Here is a 17,803-nt window from a genome sequence, read left to right on the forward strand (position 1 = left end):
CGCGAAGTGGTGGACCGACGCCCGTGGCGCGTGGATGTTCAGATGAACACCACACGGATGGGTGCATAAGCGATGAAAAGATGCCGAGTCGCCAGAGAAACCATCAAAGTGACCGTCCGTACGGGCGCGGTCACCCTCCGGTCGGATCGCCGTACTCCGCTTCTACTGCGCCGTGCCGGAGGGCAGTTGAAGGGCCGACGCAGGTCACCGATCGGTATCGACCGGTGTGTATAGTCGGGCGGCAGAGGTCCCCTACGTCAAGGAAAGACGAGGTCGCGCGGTGAAGAAGCTTCTCCTGGTCGCACTGGCCGCCATCGGCGGGCTCCTCGTGTACCGCCAGATCCAGGCGGATCGCGCCGAGCAGGATCTGTGGACGGAGGCGACTGACTCCGTGCCCACGGGTTCGTGAGTACCGACAACCGACGCTGAACAGACCCCGGCCGCCCACGCGGTCGGGGTTTTGTGTGTGGCGGGGACTTGTCGGCGGGCCTCGTCCACGGGGCAGGATGGGCGCGGTGCGACGTCCGGGAGACGACGAGGGGTGGCGCGTGAGGGGACGGCGGGGTACGGCCCGGGCTGGGCACAACGGGCCCTCGGTCGGCGGACGTGCGGGCGTGGTGACGCTCGCGTCCGTGATGGTGCTGGGACTGGCCGGTGTGCTGCAGGGGCGGGCGGCCGTCGCGAGCGAGGCCGCCGAAGGCGTCGGGGCTTACGCCTTCGCGGAGGACGCGCGGAGGATCGACGGCGCCGTGAGCACCGCGGACACCGCGGAACTGGAGCCCGGCCGCACCTACCGGAGCACCCTCCCGGCGAGCGGCACTGTCTACTACCGCCTCGAACTCGACGGCACCACGAGCACCTACGCCTCCGCCACCGCGGTGCCCCCGGCCGGCCGCACCGCCTCCGTCATCGACGGGGTCAAGGTGTCCGTGCAGGACAGTGAGGGCCGCTCCTGTGACGTGGACACGGCGAGCTTCGGCGCCGCCGGCAGCCCGCATCCGGTCGCCGCGTGGGCCATGCGGGAGATCTCCCCCAGGAGATCCCTCTGCCAGGAGGCCGGTACGTACTACCTGAGCGTCGAACGCGTCGACCCGGACGGGGTGGGCTCCTCCCCCGGCCCCTGGGAGATGGAACTCACCGTGGTGTCGGAGCCCCCTCCGAAGAAGGCCGGTGCGACGAGTGCGCCGAAGGAGTGGAACTCCGCCCCGCCACAGCCCCTCCCGGGAAAGCCCGAACGGCGCTCCGGAGGCGCGGGCTTCACCCGGGCCACCCCTGTCGGCCAGGGAGTCTGGCGGGACGACATCCGCCCCGGCCAGACACTCTTCTACAAGGTCCCCGTCGACTGGGGCCGACAGCTCTACGCCACCGCCGAACTGGGCGGTTCGAGCACGGGCGGCAGCGGCTATGCCACCGCCGCGCTGGACCTGGACCTCTACAACCCCGTACGCGGTCACATCGTGGACGTGGGCGTCGGTTACGACGGCAGCAAGAAGGCGGAGAGCCTCGCGCCCCTCCCGCCGGTCGCGTACGTCAATCGGCACGCCGCCGGCCGTCAGGTCGGGGCGATGCGGTTCGCCGGCTCCTACTACCTCGTCGCGCACCTCTCGGCGGCGGTGGCGGACGACTTCGGCGACGGGCCCGTTCCGCTGACCCTGCGGGTGCGGCTGAGCGGTGCGGCACAGAACGGGCCCGGATACGCGGGGGAGTCCGTGCCGCCGGACGTCTTCACGGTCACGGGGGCGGACCGGGAGGCGGCCGAGGGCGAGCACGCGGGCGACGGCACCGCCTTCCGGGCGCTCGCGGTGGGCGGCATCGGCACGGGCACCGCACTGCTGGCGGGGCTCGGCGTGTGGACGCTGGCGGCTCGGCGGCGGGCCGTGCCGTAAGACCGTGGGCATCCCGCGGGCAGCGGCGGTCAGATGCGCGTGAGGGCCCAGAACCCCACGGCGTAGCAGGCCAGAGCCAGGAGCAGCAGGGGAACGACCACCTGTGCCGGAGGGCCGGGGCGCCGGCTGCGCCGACGGTGGGTCCGAGGGACGGTGGACCCGTGCTGCGACAGTACCTCGCTCGGAGGCGGAGCCTGCGCGGCCTGGGCGGTGTATTCCGCGGTGGAGGCGTCGGGATACGCGGTCGGCCGTGGCAGGGGGGAGCGCAGCTGACGAGTGGGGTCGTGGGGGGACACGTAGGGGACGGCGTTGGCCGACTGGTGCTGTACCGGCACCCGGGGGGCCTGTTCGGGGGGCGGGGCGGACACGGGGGAGGGGGTGGTCGTGGCCCGGGGCGGTGGCAGGGGGAAGCTTCCGGTGTCCGACATGCCGGGCGACTGCGGGGAGGAGCCGGACGCGGTGCCCAGACGCGGATCGGCGGGTACGACACCTCCGACCCTGTCCAGGTCCGCACCGAGCGCCCTTGACCCGGTTCCGGCGCCCGCTGCCGTGGCCGGCCGGACGGATCCGGGGCCGGTCGTGCCGTCGGAGGCGTCCGCACCGCCCGTGTCCCGGCCGGACCCGGACCCGGACCCGGCACCGGTCAAAGAGCCCCGTTCCTCCTCCGGGACCGTACGCCCCACGCCCGAAGCCCGCTTCAGCGGACCGTCCGTGGCGAAACCCGGGGGCAGAGGACCCAATTGGTCGAAGATCTCGATCACTTCGTCGTCGGGACCGGATTCCGGAAGAAGCTCCGCGGCAGCCGCGAGCGCCTTCCGCGCCCCCGTGGCCGTGCGGAACCGCGCCTGCGGATCCGGCTGGAGCAACGAGGCCACCACCTGCCACAGCGGCTCGGGGATGCCCTGGGGAGCACCGGGCGTCCCGTGATCGGCGAAGTACTGGATGAGGGCCTTGGCGTCCGGCTTGGCGCCTTCCAGCAGATACAGCGCGACCAGGCCCACGGCGAAGAGGTCGGCGGGGAAGTCCGGTTCGGAGCCCATCAGCTGCTCCGGCGCGAGATAACCCGGCGTGCCCACCACCAGATTGGTCTCGGTCAGCCGGGGCTCACCCAGCCGCATCGCGATACCGAAGTCCGACAGCCGCAGCCGCGGTCTGCCCGTGCCGGTGGCCTCCAGGAGCACGTTGGCGGGCTTGATGTCGCGGTGCACGACGTCCTCCGCGTGCACCGCGGCGAGTCCCGCCAGCAACTGGTCGAGCAGGGTGCAGACAAAGGCCGGCGGCAGCGGACCGTAGTCGCCGACCAGGTGGACCAGCGAACCGCCGGGGACCAGGTCCATGGTGAACAGGACCTTGTCGTCGTCGGCGGCCCAGCTGGTGGGCGCCAGGACATGGGGGTGATCGATCCGCAGCGCCTGCTCACGCACGAAACGGAGCAGGGAATGGGCGTCGCTCTGCAACAGGACCTTGGCAGCCACATAACGACGGCGGCGGTGGTCCCAGGCGCGCCAGACGGCACCGACACCCCCGCGCCCGATCGGATCGACCAGTTCGTACCGGCCGGCGAAGACCTCACCCATCGCTGTGCGTCGCCCCTCCCCCTGCGGTGTCCCCCGTTTTCCGCGCGTCCCCGGCAGCCGAACCCCCTTCGGCCGCCGGGCGGGGAATCAGTTCTGGTGGGACTGGTAGTGCGTGACCGCGTCGGAGGTGCGGCCCGCGCCGTAGACCCGGAGGAACTCTGCCAGTTCGGGGTGGGTGGGGGCGAGGGTGTCGGCGGCCTCGATGATGTCACCGGCGGCGGCCACTGAGCGCAGCAGGGACTGGATCTCACGGACCACCCGCTTGACCGTGGGCGCCCCCGAACTGCCCGTCGTCTGCGTGGTGTTGCTGAGCACCGATCCCCCCTGCGACTTCTTGATCTCGTCCATGCGCTCGGTAGCCTCGGCCGCGCTCACACTGCCGTCCGCGACCTGCCCCGCCAGGTCCTGCAGCAGCTGCACCCGCTGCACCACAGCGGGATTTCCGATCTTCGCCCGCTGGCCGCTCATCAGCTGCGACAGCATCGGTGCGGACAGTCCCAGAACCCCCGCGAGACGAGCCTGGTTGAGGCCCAGGTCGTCTATGAGCCTACGGAAGAGCGCCCCCAGCGGCTCCCCGTACCAGTTCCGCTGCAGTTCCCGCGCTCTGGCGGTGGCTTCCTGCTGTGCGGCGTCCATTGCGTCTCCCCATCGCTTCCCCAAGAACCGTGGTTCGCTGTAGCGAACCACGTCCGAGCATCTTACGGAGAGTGGTCGGTCACGGGGACCCCCAATCTTTTTGCGGAATCCCCGGGGGGACCCGGTACTCTGGTCTCGGGCGCCCACCGGGATGCGGTTCTTGCAGGTGGACGCTTTCCTCCGGGGCCTTAGCTCAGTTGGTAGAGCGCTGTCTTTGCATGGCAGATGTCAGGGGTTCGACTCCCCTAGGCTCCACATTCGGACCCCTCCCACCTGCGGAAACGCGGTGAGAGGGGTCCCTTGTTTCACGTGAAACGGCGCGGTGGGGCGGAAGACACCCAAGTCTTCCGCCCCACCGCGCCGTTGGTGTTCTCGCGCGTCAGGTCTGGTCGTCGCGCCGGGTGGCCTCCTCGGCCTCCTTGGCCTCGACCTCCGGGTCGAGCGTGGCCCCACTGCTGCCGTCCACCGACGTCAGCTTCGCCGACCCCGACGACACGTCCGTCGCGGCCGGCGGCTCCACCAGCCAGTCCGGGTTGGCCTGCTTGTCCCACCACTTCCAGGCGGCGAAGGCACCGCCTGCCACGGCACCCAGAATCAGGACTGTCTTCGCGGCACGGCCGGCCCTCGCCCGCCGCTGCTGCTTGCGGACCAGTTTCTGGATCTGCCGCGCCGAAACCTGGCCGCGCAGCGCGGCCAGCGCGGCCGCACCACGGGCCGCGGCCTCTTCCCGCGCAGGACCGGCGGCGGCCACCGCCTGCTCGATCCGCGGACGGGAGTAGTCCGCCGCCTGCCGGGCGGCCTTGCGGGTGCGGTCGGCAGCCTGGTCGACCTTCGGCGGAACATGCGTCCGGGCCTGTTCCAGATAGGGCTGCACATGGGCGCCGTACTGGACGCGGGCGTGGCCGGCGGCCTGCGTCACCACGGGCGCGAGCCGTACGCGGGCTTCCTGTGCGTAGTGTGCGGCCCTGACCTTGGCCGTGTCGGCGTAGGGCGCCACCACTTCCGCGGCGTGCAGCACGCTGTCCTTCGCCGAACCGGTCGCGGCGCGCACGCTGTCGATGCGGGTCACGGGTTCCTCCTCCTCGGTGGCGTACGGTATTTCGACTTTCCACCCTTTTACGGATCATGCCTGTCGGGTTGCCGCGCGGCATGCGCGGACGGGCATCCGGGTGCCGGTGAAGTCGATCGATCGCGGTATCACGTGCAATAGCGGATGAATACGGGGCAACGGGAGCTTGTCGTCGACAATGCCACGGATCGTCGCCTTGCGCCCCCGGCACGGGACCACTCAGCCGGTTTTCCGCAAGCGGAACGCCCCGGTTGCCCACCTGTGAACGGGCGCCGGACGACTGTGCGTCCCGTCCGTGCGAGGATCAGGGAGTCACGGAAAGACAACGGAAGGCACATCGTGGCTGAGCAGCTCAACGCCACCCTGAAGACCAATCACGGCGACATCCAGGTCCGGCTCTTCCCGAACCAGGCGCCGATCACGGTCAAGAACTTCGTCGAGCTCGCCAAGGGCGAGCGGGAGTGGACCCACCCGCAGACCGGTGCGAAGTCCACGGACAAGCTCTACGACGGTACGGTCTTCCACCGGGTGATCAGCGGTTTCATGATCCAGGGCGGAGACCCGCTGGGTAACGGCACCGGTGGTCCCGGCTACCAGTTCGAGGACGAGTTCCACCCGGACCTGCGCTTCGACAAGCCCTACCTGCTGGCGATGGCCAACGCGGGCCCGGGCACCAACGGCTCGCAGTTCTTCATCACCGTCGCCCCGACGGCCTGGCTGAACCGCAAGCACACCATCTTCGGCGAGGTCACCGACGGCGCCAGCCAGAAGGTCATCGACGCCATCGCGTCCGCGCAGACCAACCCGCGCACCGACCGCCCGGTGAACGACGTCGTGATCGAGTCGGTCGAGATCCGCGAGGGCTGACACCTCGTCCCCCGGAGTGCGAAAGCCCCCGAAGGGAACCAATCGCCCCGCTCATCCGTAAGGATGGGCGGGGCGGGGCTTTTCCACACGACCTAGGGGATCCCATGGACGACCAGGCTGCCGGCAGTCCGCAGGACGCCCGACGCGTCCCCGTCTGCTATCGCCACCCGGACCGCGAGACCGGCATCCGCTGCACCCGCTGCGAGCGGCCGATCTGCCCGGAGTGCATGGTCGACGCCTCGGTCGGGTTCCAGTGCCCGGAGTGCGTCCGTGGGGGAGGTTCGGGTACGGGGCACGCGCCCACGGCCTCCATGCCCCGCACGATCGCCGGGGGAGCCGTCGCCGCCGACCCCCGCCTGCTGACCAAGATCCTCCTCGGGATCAACCTCGCGGTGTTCATCGCCGTGAAGGCCCGGCCGTCACTGCTGGATCCCCTCGTGCTGGTCGGCGTCTGGCCGCCGGCACCGTTCATGCCCACCGAGGGGGTGGCCGAGGGCGAGTGGTACCGCCTGATCACCTCGATGTTCACGCACGAGGCGATCTGGCACATCGCCTTCAACATGCTCGGCCTGTGGTGGCTCGGCGGACCACTGGAGCAGGCTCTGGGGCGCGCTCGCTATCTCGCGCTCTATCTGATCTCCGGCCTGGCGGGCAGCGCGCTGACGTATCTGCTGGTCGCGGGGGGTACGGCCTCGCTCGGCGCGTCCGGTGCGGTCTTCGGCCTCTTCGGCGCGACCGCCGTACTGATGCGCCGTCTCAACCACGACATGCGTCCGGTCATCGCCCTGCTGGTGATCAACGTGATCATCACATTCGGCTGGAGCAACATCGCCTGGCAGGCCCACATCGGAGGGCTCGTCGCCGGTGTCGTGATCGGGTACGCCATGGTGCACGCCCCGCGGGAGCGGCGGGCGCTGGTGCAGTACGGGACGTGTGCGCTGGTGCTGGCCGTGGTCGTCCTGATGACCGTGCTGAGGACGGCGCAGCTCACCTGAGCACCGAGTTTGTCCACAGTCGGTGGTGGATCTTGTGCACAGGGTGCGGAAGGGGTTGGCTGCCGGGTGATCGGCCAGTGTTTCCGCAGGTCAGACGGTGTGCGAACAGATTTTCGGTTACCGGTACTTCTGTCACACCGGCGTCAACGTCCCGAAAGTTATCCACAGATCGAGTTTCCTGTCCACATGTGGACAAGGGCTGTGGATAACTCAGAGGACAGTCCTGCCCAGAGCTGTTCAACAGCTCTGGGCAGGACTGTGCTCACCGTGCGGCGAGCGTTACTTCCACTGGGTGGAGACACCGAATCCGGCGGCGATGAACCCGAAGCCCACCACGATGTTCCAGTTGCCCAGGGCGTCGATGGGCAGCGAACCGTCGGTGACGTAGAAGACGACGATCCAGGCCAGGCCGATGAGGAACAGGGCCAGCATCACCGGCGCGACCCAGGCACGATTGGTCAGCTTGAGCGCGGTCGTCTGCTTCGCCGGCGGCGGCGTGTAGTCGGCCTTCTTGCGGATACGTGACTTCGGCACGAGGGTCTCTCCTGTCGATGCGCTGCGTGGCCGCGCAGGGAACTGGGTCGGGCTCGGAGCAGCGTACTAGGGGACTCTGAGCGCTCCCCCGGGCGTCCGTTAGCGTAGTGCTTCCGCGGCGCCGAAGGAGATAAGGGTACGTTGAGCAATTCTGCCGACTTTCCCGGGAAGGAATCCAGTCCTGCCCGCCGACGCGGCCCGAGGCCCGTGCGGATCCTCACCGCGGGTGTCTTCGCTCTGGCGGGACTCATCTTCTTCACCAGCTTCGACACGGCCAAGGGCACCAACATCCGCACGGACGCCTCGCTGCTGAAGCTCTCCGACCTGATCCACGAGCGCAGCCGCAAGAACGGCGAGCTGGAGGAGTCCAACGGCGCGTTGCGCGACGACGTGGAGTCCCTCGCCGAGCGGGACGACGGCAGCACCAAGGCGGAGGACGACAAGCTCGCCGGCCTGGAGAAGCGCGCCGGCACGCAGAAGCTCAAGGGTGAGGCGATCACGGTCACCCTCAACGACGCGCCGCCGGACGCCACCGCCAAGCTGCCCGGCTATCCCGAGCCGCAGCCCGACTATCTGGTCATCCACCAGCAGGACCTCCAGGCCGTGGTGAACGCGATGTGGCAGGGCGGCGCCGAGGGCATCAAGGTCATGGACCAGCGGCTGATCTCCACCAGCGCGGTGCGCTGTGTGGGCAACACCCTGATCCTGCAGGGCCGCGTCTACTCGCCGCCGTACAAGATCACGGCGGTCGGTGATCCCGGGAAGCTGAAGAAGGCGCTCAGCGCTTCGCCGGCGATCCAGAACTACATGGTGTACGTCAACGTCTACGGGCTCGGCTGGCAGGTCGAGGACAACGGGACCGTGACCCTTCCCGGCTATTCGGGCACGGTGGACCTGCACCACGCGAAGCCCGTGGAGTAGCGGCCCGTCCCGGTTTCACGTGGAACATGCCCGGACATCGAGGCGATCGGCCCCGAGCCACGTACTCGTGGGTGCACACGGCCGGTCCCGTCCTGATCCCACACAGCCTGTGGAGGCCGGGAAACCGGAAGGGCCGCGCCGTTAGTCTGTTGGCGTACGGCGTGGGTCTGGTGCCGTGGTACGACGGAAGGGACGGCATGTACAGCTGGATCTGGCGGCATCTGCCGGGCAACGGATGGGTGCGGGCACTCCTCTCGCTGGTGCTGATCACCGCCGTGGTCTACGTCCTCTTCCAGTACGTCTTTCCGTGGGCCGAGCCGCTGCTGCCCTTCAACGATGTGACGGTGGACAACCAGTGAGCGCGCGCATTCTCGTCGTCGACAACTACGACAGCTTCGTCTTCAACCTCGTCCAGTACCTGTACCAGCTGGGTGCCGAGTGCGAGGTCCTGCGCAACGACGAGGTGTCGCCGGAACACGCCCGTGGGGGAGGCTTCGACGGGGTGCTGCTGTCGCCGGGGCCCGGTACCCCGGAGGAGGCCGGCGTCTGCGTGGACATGGTGCGGCACTGCGCGTCCACCGGGGTGCCGGTCTTCGGTGTCTGCCTCGGCATGCAGTCGATGCAGGTGGCGTACGGCGGTGTCGTGGGCCGTGCGCCCGAGCTGCTGCACGGCAAGACGTCGCCGGTGGAGCACGGGGGCAAGGGTGTCTTCGCGGGCCTGCCCTCCCCGTTCACGGCGACCCGCTATCACTCGCTGGCCGCCGAACCGGCCACGGTACCGGCGGAGCTGGAGGTCACGGCCAGGACGCCGGACGGCATAGTGATGGGGCTGAGGCACCGTGAACTCCTGGTCGAGGGGGTGCAGTTCCATCCCGAGTCGGTGCTGACCGAGCACGGCCACCGGATGCTGGCCAACTGGCTGGTGGAGTGCGGCGACGAGGGCGCGGTGGCGAGGTCGGCGGGGCTCGCCCCGGTGGTGGGCAGGTCCTCGGCGTGACCGCGCTGCGCCCCGAGCGCGAGTCCGGCGCCGACGCCTACGGCGGCGCCGGTGAGCAGCGCACCCCGTACGGCGGGCAGCCGTACGGGGCGCCGGGTGCGTACGGGGACGGCTGGTACGACGACACGGCGTCCGACTCCCCTGGCGGTGTTTCCGAGAACACCGTGTATCTGCCGCCGGTCGACGAGGAGACGGTGGCGCTGCGGATCCCCGAGCCGCCGGAGCGGACGGAGCGTGAGGAGTCCGCGTCGGCTCCTTTAGCGGCATCGGGCGGGCGTGCGGCCCGCAGGAAGGCCGCCAGGAAGCGCCAGGGGCGCCGTGGAGGCTCTCACCAGGCCGCGGAGGCCCTTGGCGCGGACGCAGGCCGGGAAGGGGCGTCAGAGGCGTCCGAGGGGGCGTCACGGGCGCCGCTGTCGCGGGTGGAGGCGCGTCGGCAGGCGCGGGCGCGCAAGGCGAGTCCGGCGGTCGTCGCGAGCCGGGCGATCGGCGAGGTGTTCATCACCTGCGGTGTGCTGATGCTGTTGTTCGTCACCTACCAGTTGTGGTGGACGAACGTGCGGGCGCACGCGCAGGCCGGCAAGGAGGTCAGCGACCTCCAGGACGACTGGGCGAACGGCGAGCGCAAGCCGGGGGCGTTCGAGCCGGGGCAGGGCTTCGCGCTGCTGCACATCCCCAAGCTGGACGTGGTGGTGCCGATCGCGGAGGGCATCAGCAGCAAGAAGGTGCTCGACCGCGGCATGGTGGGGCACTACGCGGAGGGTGCGCTGAAGACGGCGATGCCGGACGCGAGGACCGGCAACTTCGGGCTGGCGGGCCACCGCAACACGCACGGGGAGCCGTTCCGGTACATCAACCGGCTGGAGCCGGGTGATCCGATCGTCGTCGAGACGCAGGACGAGTACTTCGTCTACAAGATGGCGTCGATCCTGCCGGTGACGTCGCCGAGCAATGTGAGCGTCCTCGAACCGGTGCCGAAGGGCTCGGGGTTCACCGGGCCCGGCCGCTACATCACGATGACCACGTGCACACCGGAGTTCACCAGCAAGTACCGCTTGATCGTCTGGGGCAAGATGGTCGAGGAACGGCCGCGCAGCAAGGGCAAGCCGGATGCGCTCGTCAGTTAAGGGCAGAGGAAACGTGGCAGCGACCGCCGACGGCACCGCAGAACACACCGACGCGTCCGCGTCCCCGCCGCCTCCGGGGCGCCGTCGGCCGGGTCCGGTGGCGCTGGTCGTCAGCTTCTTCGGGGAACTCCTCATCACCGTGGGCCTGGTGCTCGGTCTGTTCGTCGTCTACTCGCTGTGGTGGACGAACGTCGTCGCCGACCGCGCGGCGGACCAGCAGGCGGACAAGGTCCGTGACTCCTGGTCCCGGGAGTCCGACGGCGGTGGTGGCAGTGGCGGGCCCGCCTCCTACGACAGCGGGAACGGCATCGGCTTCCTGCACGTGCCCGCGATGACCGGTGACGAGATCCTCGTCGAGAAGGGCACGTCGATGAAGGTCCTCAACGACGGCGTCGCCGGCTACTACACCGACCCCGTGAAGGCGGTCCTGCCGACCTCCGGCAAGGAGGGCAACTTCTCCCTCGCCGCCCACCGGGACGGGCACGGCGCGAAGTTCCACGGCATCCACAAGATCGGGAAGGGCGACCCGATCGTCTTCGAGACGAAGGACAAGTGGTACGTCTACAAGGTCTACGGCATCCTCCCCGAGACCTCGAAGTACAACGTCGACGTCCTCGGGAAGATCCCGAAGGAGTCCGGCAGGAAGAAGGCCGGCCACTACATCACGCTGACCACCTGCACGCCGGTGTACACCAGCAAGTACCGCTACGTCGTCTGGGGCGAACTGGTCCGCACGGAGAAGGTGGACGAGGAGCGGACACCGCCGAAGGAACTGCGCTGACTTCCCCTGCTGAGGGAGTCCGTTGCCTAACATGGTGAAGGCCCGAAGCCGCAACTTGCCTTTGCGGCTTCGGGCCTTCTTCTCCCGGGCCTAGCGCAGCGCCTTCAGCCGTGCTCCGGCGCTCCACGCCTCCAGTTCCTCACGGCTCACGGTGAGGACTCCGCTCAGGTCGGCGATCGCCTGTGCTTCGTGGCTGAAGTAGGACGTGGTGACGAACAGGGCGACATCGACGCGTTCGACGGCTCGTGCGGCTCCGGCGAACCTCTGCATGTCCGAGCTCGGCACGTGGCGGTGGCTCGCCCGGTTCTTGCACTGGACGGCGACAGTGCGGCCGTCGGCCGTGCGTGCGGTGATGTCGATGCCCCGGTCGATGTAGGCCTGTCGTACGACGACGTCGCCGCAGCCGTCCCGGCGCAGCAGGTCGGCCACGTGACGTTCGAACGCCTGCCAGGTCATGGCCGCGATGGAGTCCCTGGCCCGGTCTGTCGGCGTCGCTTCTTCCAGACTGCTGATCCGGCGGTGGTGCCGGCACAGCGTGCGTTCGACGTTCTCGATGTCCTCGCGGAGTTCGATGAGTTCGCGGCGGTGTTCACCGGATGTGGCGATCAGGGTGTTGAACATCGGCACGACCGTCGTGCCGAGGATGTGGGTGATGCGTCGGTCGATGTGGTCGTCGAGGGGGAGGGCTTCCGTTCGGACGGAGTTTTCCACAGGCTGTGTGCGGGCCAGGCGCTCCATGTCGAGCAGGTATGTGCGTACCTGGCGGGCGACGTCGCTGTCGCGGAGAAGCATCGCGACGTTGAGGACGGCACGGCGCGAGTAGAGAGTGAGGCTCGACCGGGGCTGTGGATAACCTCCCGGATAGAGTGACAGGACGTCACGCTTAAATTGTGCGAGCTCAGGGCCTTGGAGCGTCATCATTCCGTTGCACGACAGTTCCCCGCGGTGTCGTGCCTTGAGCTGACGGATCGCCTCAGTGGTGACGTCGAAGTACGCCGCCACCATCGCCGTCGTCACATGCATCCCGTCCGGCAGCAGTGACAAGGCCTTGACCTTGTCGAGTACGTCTGTGCGGTCCAGCACGCTGCTGCGTAGCGTCTGCGATTCCAGCAGTACGGATTCCCCGATCATCTTCTGTCCCTTCGATCTTCGCGTTCGGGGCAGAACTCCAGATGTCCCGCCCCACCCGATCAACGAGTGGTGAAAGGCGAAGGCACGAGCGAAGCGAGGACGTGTGTGCAGGGCGGGTCCATGACGAGAGCCCCGGCCCCCTCCGGAGAGGGCACCGGGGCTCCTGTCATGCGGGGCGCTGCGGGTCAGTCGTCCTCGTTGCCGCCGGTGAGGCCGCCGAAGATGCCGCCGTTGTTGCCCCCGTTGTTGCCGCCCTGGTCCACGGTGACCAGGCTGACCGCCGTGCCCTTGTCGACCGGGTTGCCCTGGCCGGGGTTGGACGCGACGACCCTGCTGTTCTCGTCCTGCGAACCACCGATGTTGCCGACCACCAGTCCGGCCTGCTCGATCATCCTCCGGGCGTCCTTGAGGGTCTGCCCATTGATGTTCGGAACCGCGACCTGCTGGTTCTCCTTGGCCTTGCCGATCTGGATGGTGACCGGCGAGTTCTTGGCGAGCTGGGTGCCCTGCTGGGGATCGGTGCCGATGACCTTGCCGACCAGCGCCTGGTTGTCCGTCTCCACCTCGACGCAGTTGCCGACGAGCCCGTTGCCGGTCATCTGCGCCTTGGCCTCGTCACAGGTCCTGTTGGTGACGTCGGGCACGGTTGCCTTGTCCGCCTCCTTGGCGACGGTGAGGGTGATCGTGCTGCCCTTCTCCTGCTCCGTGTCGCCCTCGGGGTCCTGTCCGATGACCACACCCGGGGTCTGGTCGGACACCTCCGTCTCCTGCTCGACCGTGAAGCCCTTCTCCTCGAGCTGGGACTTCGCCTTCTCGTAGGTGAGGCCCTGCACGTCGGGCACGGTCACCTTCGGCGCACCGGTGGAGACCGTCAGATTGACGGTGGAGTCCTTGTCGACCTTGGTGCCCGCGTCGGGGTCCTGGTCGCAGATCTTGCCCTTGCTCTGGTTCTCGCAGGGCCCTTCCTTGAAGGTGAGCTTCAAATCGCCGTTGACGGCCAGCTGTTCGGCGTCCGCTTTGGCCTCGCCGATGAAGTTCGGGGTCGCGACCTTGTCGTTGTCCACGCCACCGCTGCCGCTGATGGCCCAGCGGCCGATCAGGATCGCGCCGATGAGGACCAGGACACCCGCCACGACCAGCAATATCGTCGAGGTGTTGTTCTTCTTCGGCTGGCGCCGGCGGCTCTGGCGGTCGTCGTAGCCGTAGCCGCCGTCGTCCGGGTTCATGGGCGGCAGCATCGACGTCGCCGCTCCGGCGCCGGCGTCCGCGCGCAGTGCCGTCGTCGGCTGGTCGTCGGGGTAGCCGCCGTAGCCGGCCGCGCCCAGGGCGGCGGTCGCCGCGACGGGCTGGCCGTCGAGGCAGGCCTCGATGTCGGCGCGCATCTCGTCGGCCGACTGGTACCGGTAGTCGGGGTCCTTGACGAGCGCCTTCAGCACGATCGCGTCCATCTCGGGCGTGATCTCGGGGTCGAAGACGCTCGGCGGCTGCGGTTCCTCCCGTACGTGCTGGTAGGCGACCGCGACCGGGGAGTCGCCCACGAAGGGCGGCCGGACGGTCAGCAGTTCGTACAGCAGGCAGCCGGTGGAGTACAGGTCGGAGCGCGCGTCGACCTGCTCGCCCTTGGCCTGCTCCGGCGAGAGGTACTGCGCGGTGCCGATGACGGCCGAGGTCTGCGTCATCGTCATGCCGGAGTCGCCCATCGCGCGGGCGATGCCGAAGTCCATGACCTTGACCTGGCCGTTGCGCGTCAGCATGACGTTGGCCGGCTTGATGTCGCGGTGGACGATGCCGGCCCGGTGCGAGTACTCCAGGGCCTGGAGGATGCCGATGGTCATCTCCAGCGTGCGCTCCGGCAGCAGCTTGCGGCCGCTGTGCAGGAGCTCACGGAGCGTGGAGCCGTCGACGTACTCCATGACGATGTACGGGATCGACACGTTGTCGATGTAGTCCTCGCCCGTGTCGTAGACCGCCACGATCGCGGGATGGTTGAGCGAGGCGGCCGACTGGGCCTCCCGGCGGAACCGGGCCTGGAAGGACGGGTCGCGTGCGAGATCCGCGCGCAGCGTCTTCACCGCCACCTGGCGCCCGAGCCTGGTGTCATGCGCGTGGTAAACCTCCGCCATGCCACCACGGCCGAGCACCGGGCCCAGCTCGTACCGGCCGCCGAGGCGACGCGGCTCTTCCATAGCTACTACCAGCCCTCTCCGTCGGTCCCGGGCGGCACGCTCGTGCCGCCGGAGGCTGCCGTCCGGGCCTACCGTACCCGGCTCGTTTTGTGTGACCTGGCCAAGTACGTCAGCCGATACAGGACCGGTACCTCAACGTGCACCGATGTGAAGCGGACGTGAGGGGAGTCACTGCTTGCCCTTGAGGACCGCCTCCATGACGTCCTTGGCGATCGGTGCGGCCAGGCCGCCACCGCTGATGTCGGCACCGGTCGCTTTGCTGTCCTCGACGACGACGGCGACGGCGACCGGGGAACCCTCGTCGGTCTTGGCGTACGAGATGAACCAGGCGTAGGGCGTCTCGCTGTTGTTGACGCCGCGCTCGGCGGTACCGGTCTTGCCGCCGACGGTGACACCGTCGATCCGTGCGTTGCCTCCGGTGCCGTCCTCGACGACGGTCTCCATCATTTCCTGGATCTTCTGGGCGTTCTCCGAGGAGAGGGGCTGGGACAGCTCCTGCGGTTCGGTCGTCTCGATGGTGTCCAGGTTCGCGGCCTTGAGCTGGTCGACCATGTACGGCTTCATCAGCTTGCCGTCGTTGGCGATGGCGGCGGTGACCATGGCCATCTGGAGCGGGGTGGCGCGGTTGGAGGCCTGGCCGATGCCGGCCATGGCGTTCTGCGACCTGTTGTCCTCGGGGAAGACGCTCTCGGCGGCGCGGACCGGGGTGTCCAGCTCGGGGTTGTTGAAGCCGAACTTCTCCGCGTACTCGATCATCTGCTCGTTGCCGACCTCGTGGCTGAGCTTGCCGAAAACGGAGTTGCAGGAGTACTGCATGGCCACGCGCAGGGTGGCGTTCTCGCAGGGGATGTTCCCGTGGTTCCGCAGGGGCGTGGTGGTGTCCGGCATGATCCACGGTTCCGGCGTGTCGGTCTTGGTGTCGATGTCGGTGACCAAGCCCTCCTCCAGCGCCGCGGCGGCGGTGACCACCTTGAAGGTGGAGCCCGGCGAGTAGGTCTCGCGCAGCGCCCGGTTCAGCATCGGGTCGTCGGGGTTGTTCGCCTTCTGGACTGCCTGCCAGGCCTTGGCGTCCTCGTTGGAGGCCCCGGCGAACTTCGACGGGTCGTACGACGGCGTGGAGGCCAGCGCCAGGATCTTGCCGGTCGCCGGGTCGATCGCGGCGACGGCGCCCTTCTTGTCGCCGAGACCCTTGTACGCGGCCTTCTGCGCGGCGGCGTCGAGGGTGGTGACGACGCTGCCGCCTTCCTTCGGCTTGCCCGTGATCATGTCGAGGGTGTTGCGGAAGAAGAGCCGGTCGTCGTTGCCGGTGAGGATGCCGTCCTCCAGGCTCTCCAGCTGGTTGGCGCCGAAGGCCTGTGAGGAGTAGCCGGTGATGGGCGCCCACATGGCGCCGTCGGTCCAGGTGCGCTTGAACTTGTAGTCGCCGCTCTTGGACTCGACGGAACCGGTGATCGCCTTGCCGTCGACGATGATGTTGCCGCGTGGGGTGGCGTAGCGCTCGATGTTGACGCGGCGGTTCTCGGTGTCCGTGGCCAGCTTGTCGGCCTGGGCGTACTGCAGCCAGTTGCCCCGGATGAGCAGGGCGAGGATGAGCAGGCCGCAGAAGATCGCGACCCGGCGCAGGGGCTTGTTCACGGGCGGACCACCTGTGTCATCTCGGCGTCGGGGTTGGCGGCGGGGGCGGGCGCCGGACGGCGGGCGGTGTCGCTGATTCTGAGCAGGATGCCGATCAGCGCCCAGTTGGCGATGACGGAGGAGCCGCCGTACGCCAGGAAGGGCATCGTCATACCGGTCAGCGGGATCAGGCCCATGACGCCGCCGGCGACGACGAAGACCTGGAGCGCGAAGGCGCCGGACAGGCCGATGGCGAGCAGTTTGCCGAAGGGGTCGCGGGCGGCGAGGGCGGTGCGCACGCCGCGTTCCACGATCAGCGCGTAGAGCAGGATCAGTGCCATGACGCCGGCCAGGCCGATCTCCTCGCCGAAGGTGGCGAGGATGAAGTCGGAGTTGGAGGCGAAGCCGATGAGGTCGGAGTTGCCCTGGCCCCAGCCGGTGCCGAGGGTGCCGCCGGAGCCGAAGGCCCACAGGGCCTGCATGGCCTGCTCGGAGTGGACGATGCCGTCGCTGACTCCGGCGCGGCTGAGTTCGTACTCGCGCATCGGGTCGAGCCAGGCCTGCACGCGCGTCTGGATGTGCGGTTCGAAGCTCGCCACGCCGACGGCGCCGACCGCGGACATCAGCAGGCCGAACACGATCCAGCTGGTCCGCTCGGTGGCGACGTACAGCATGATCACGAACATGCCGAAGAACAGCAGCGAGGTGCCGAGGTCGGTCTCGAAGACCAGGATCAGGATGGAGATGATCCAGACGACGATGATCGGGCCGAGGTCGCGGCCGCGGGGCAGGTAGAGCCCCATGAAGCGGCGGCTGGCGAGGGCCAGGGCGTCGCGTTTGACCATGAGGTAGCCCGCGAAGAAGACCGCGAGGACGATCTTGGCGAACTCGCCTGGCTGGAGGGTGCCGAGACCGGGGATCTTGATCCAGATCTTGGCGCCGTAGACGTTGTGGCCGAGGCCCGGGACCAGCGGCAGGAGCAGCAGGATCAGCGCGCCGGCCATGGAGATGTAGGTGTAGCGCTGCAGGACGCGGTGGTCCTTGAGGAAGAACAGTACGGCCATGAACAGGCCGACGCCGAGCGCGGAGTACATCAGCTGGCGCGGCGCCGCCTCGACGAACGTGCTGCTCGCCTGCAGCCGCTTCGACTGGTCCAGGCGCCAGATGGCGACCAGGCCGATGCCGTTGAGCAGGGTGGCCAGCGGCAGCATCAGCGGGTCCGCGTACGGGGCGAACTTCCGTACGGCGAGGTGGCCGACGCCCGCCATCAGGCCGAGGCCCAGGCCGTAGCTCAGCAGCCCGGTGGGCAGCTCGTCGCTGATGGCCAGCCCCACGTTGGCGTAGGCGAAGACCGGGATGACGACGGCGAACACCAGGAGCGCGAGCTCGGTGTTGCGTCGGCTGGGCGCTCCGATCGCGCCGATCGTGGACGTGTGCTGCGTCGACGGGTTGGTAGTACTGCTCATCGTGTGACAGGGCCTCTCA

The 17,803-nt window shown here is 68.8% G+C and carries 17 protein-coding genes and 1 tRNA gene; 10 read left to right on the forward strand and 8 right to left on the reverse strand.

The window, feature by feature from the left end; genetic code table 11:
• Positions 1-280: 280 nt before the first annotated feature.
• Both ACH4VX_RS17950 and ACH4VX_RS17955 read left to right on the forward strand, forming a co-directional pair.
• Positions 281-409, forward strand: coding sequence for a DLW-39 family protein (locus ACH4VX_RS17950; protein WP_003999697.1), 129 nt, complete (start codon positions 281-283; stop codon positions 407-409).
• A gap of 208 nt (positions 410-617) precedes the next feature.
• Complete coding sequence (locus tag ACH4VX_RS17955) at positions 618-1,886, forward strand: hypothetical protein (protein ID WP_398368431.1); 1,269 nt, start codon at positions 618-620, stop codon at positions 1,884-1,886.
• Positions 1,887-1,915: 29 nt separating this feature from the next.
• Here ACH4VX_RS17955 and ACH4VX_RS17960 read toward each other — a convergent pair whose 3' ends face one another.
• Together ACH4VX_RS17960 and ACH4VX_RS17965 are read right to left on the reverse strand one after the other, a co-directional pair.
• Entirely contained in the window at positions 1,916-3,463 is a 1,548-nt protein-coding gene (locus tag ACH4VX_RS17960; RefSeq protein ID WP_398368343.1) for a protein kinase, read from the reverse strand.
• Between the two features lie 87 nt (positions 3,464-3,550).
• A complete protein-coding gene (locus tag ACH4VX_RS17965; RefSeq protein WP_398368344.1) occupies positions 3,551-4,099 on the reverse strand; it encodes a helix-turn-helix domain-containing protein in 549 nt (182 codons plus the stop codon).
• A gap of 182 nt (positions 4,100-4,281) precedes the next feature.
• Here ACH4VX_RS17965 and ACH4VX_RS17970 point away from each other — a divergent pair.
• A tRNA-Ala gene (locus ACH4VX_RS17970) sits at positions 4,282-4,354 on the forward strand.
• A 124-nt stretch (positions 4,355-4,478) separates the two neighbouring features.
• Here ACH4VX_RS17970 and ACH4VX_RS17975 read toward each other — a convergent pair.
• Complete coding sequence (locus ACH4VX_RS17975; protein WP_398368345.1) at positions 4,479-5,168, reverse strand: DUF5324 family protein; 690 nt, start codon at positions 5,166-5,168, stop codon at positions 4,479-4,481.
• Positions 5,169-5,507: 339 nt separating this feature from the next.
• Between ACH4VX_RS17975 and ACH4VX_RS17980 the strand changes: the two genes are divergently transcribed.
• Both ACH4VX_RS17980 and ACH4VX_RS17985 read left to right on the forward strand, forming a co-directional pair.
• Entirely contained in the window at positions 5,508-6,035 is a 528-nt protein-coding gene (locus tag ACH4VX_RS17980; RefSeq protein WP_398368346.1) for a peptidylprolyl isomerase, read from the forward strand.
• Between the two features lie 104 nt (positions 6,036-6,139).
• Positions 6,140-7,030 carry a rhomboid family intramembrane serine protease gene (locus ACH4VX_RS17985; RefSeq protein WP_398368347.1) on the forward strand — a complete coding sequence of 297 codons (891 nt, stop codon included), beginning with the start codon at positions 6,140-6,142 and terminating at the stop codon, positions 7,028-7,030.
• Between the two features lie 279 nt (positions 7,031-7,309).
• On the opposite strand, the gene crgA is transcribed toward ACH4VX_RS17985, so the two are convergent.
• Positions 7,310-7,564 (reverse strand): cell division protein CrgA, encoded by a 255-nt coding sequence (crgA, locus tag ACH4VX_RS17990; RefSeq protein WP_030215376.1) that lies wholly within the window; start codon positions 7,562-7,564, stop codon positions 7,310-7,312.
• A 141-nt stretch (positions 7,565-7,705) separates the two neighbouring features.
• Between crgA and ACH4VX_RS17995 the strand changes: the two genes are divergently transcribed.
• From ACH4VX_RS17995 to ACH4VX_RS18015, 5 genes are all read left to right on the forward strand, one after another.
• Positions 7,706-8,485 (forward strand): DUF881 domain-containing protein, encoded by a 780-nt coding sequence (locus ACH4VX_RS17995; protein ID WP_398368348.1) that lies wholly within the window; start codon positions 7,706-7,708, stop codon positions 8,483-8,485.
• Between the two features lie 197 nt (positions 8,486-8,682).
• Entirely contained in the window at positions 8,683-8,844 is a 162-nt protein-coding gene (locus ACH4VX_RS18000) for a hypothetical protein (RefSeq protein ID WP_040906698.1), read from the forward strand.
• Entirely contained in the window at positions 8,841-9,482 is a 642-nt protein-coding gene (locus ACH4VX_RS18005) for an aminodeoxychorismate/anthranilate synthase component II (protein WP_398368349.1), read from the forward strand. Before ACH4VX_RS18000 ends, ACH4VX_RS18005 begins: the two co-directional genes overlap by 4 nt.
• Complete coding sequence (locus tag ACH4VX_RS18010) at positions 9,479-10,606, forward strand: class E sortase (protein WP_398368350.1); 1,128 nt, start codon at positions 9,479-9,481, stop codon at positions 10,604-10,606. The genes ACH4VX_RS18005 and ACH4VX_RS18010 overlap by 4 nt, the downstream gene beginning before the upstream one ends.
• Before the next feature lie 13 nt (positions 10,607-10,619).
• Positions 10,620-11,387, forward strand: a complete 768-nt coding sequence (locus tag ACH4VX_RS18015) for a class E sortase (protein WP_398368351.1) — start codon at positions 10,620-10,622, stop codon at positions 11,385-11,387.
• 90 nt (positions 11,388-11,477) lie between these two features.
• On the opposite strand, the gene ACH4VX_RS18020 is transcribed toward ACH4VX_RS18015, so the two are convergent.
• The 4 genes from ACH4VX_RS18020 to ACH4VX_RS18035 form a co-directional block, all read right to left on the reverse strand.
• Positions 11,478-12,518, reverse strand: coding sequence for a restriction endonuclease (locus ACH4VX_RS18020; protein ID WP_398368352.1), 1,041 nt, complete (start codon positions 12,516-12,518; stop codon positions 11,478-11,480).
• A 185-nt stretch (positions 12,519-12,703) separates the two neighbouring features.
• Entirely contained in the window at positions 12,704-14,704 is a 2,001-nt protein-coding gene (gene pknB, locus ACH4VX_RS18025) for a Stk1 family PASTA domain-containing Ser/Thr kinase (RefSeq protein WP_398368353.1), read from the reverse strand.
• A gap of 168 nt (positions 14,705-14,872) precedes the next feature.
• A complete protein-coding gene (locus ACH4VX_RS18030; RefSeq protein ID WP_398368354.1) occupies positions 14,873-16,339 on the reverse strand; it encodes a peptidoglycan D,D-transpeptidase FtsI family protein in 1,467 nt (488 codons plus the stop codon).
• Positions 16,336-17,784, reverse strand: coding sequence for an FtsW/RodA/SpoVE family cell cycle protein (locus ACH4VX_RS18035; protein WP_398368355.1), 1,449 nt, complete (start codon positions 17,782-17,784; stop codon positions 16,336-16,338). Before ACH4VX_RS18035 ends, ACH4VX_RS18030 begins: the two co-directional genes overlap by 4 nt.
• Positions 17,785-17,803 lie beyond the last annotated feature (19 nt).

This window comes from Streptomyces sp. NPDC020731 (assembly GCF_044334705.1).
In the GTDB taxonomy this organism is placed as follows: domain Bacteria; phylum Actinomycetota; class Actinomycetes; order Streptomycetales; family Streptomycetaceae; genus Streptomyces.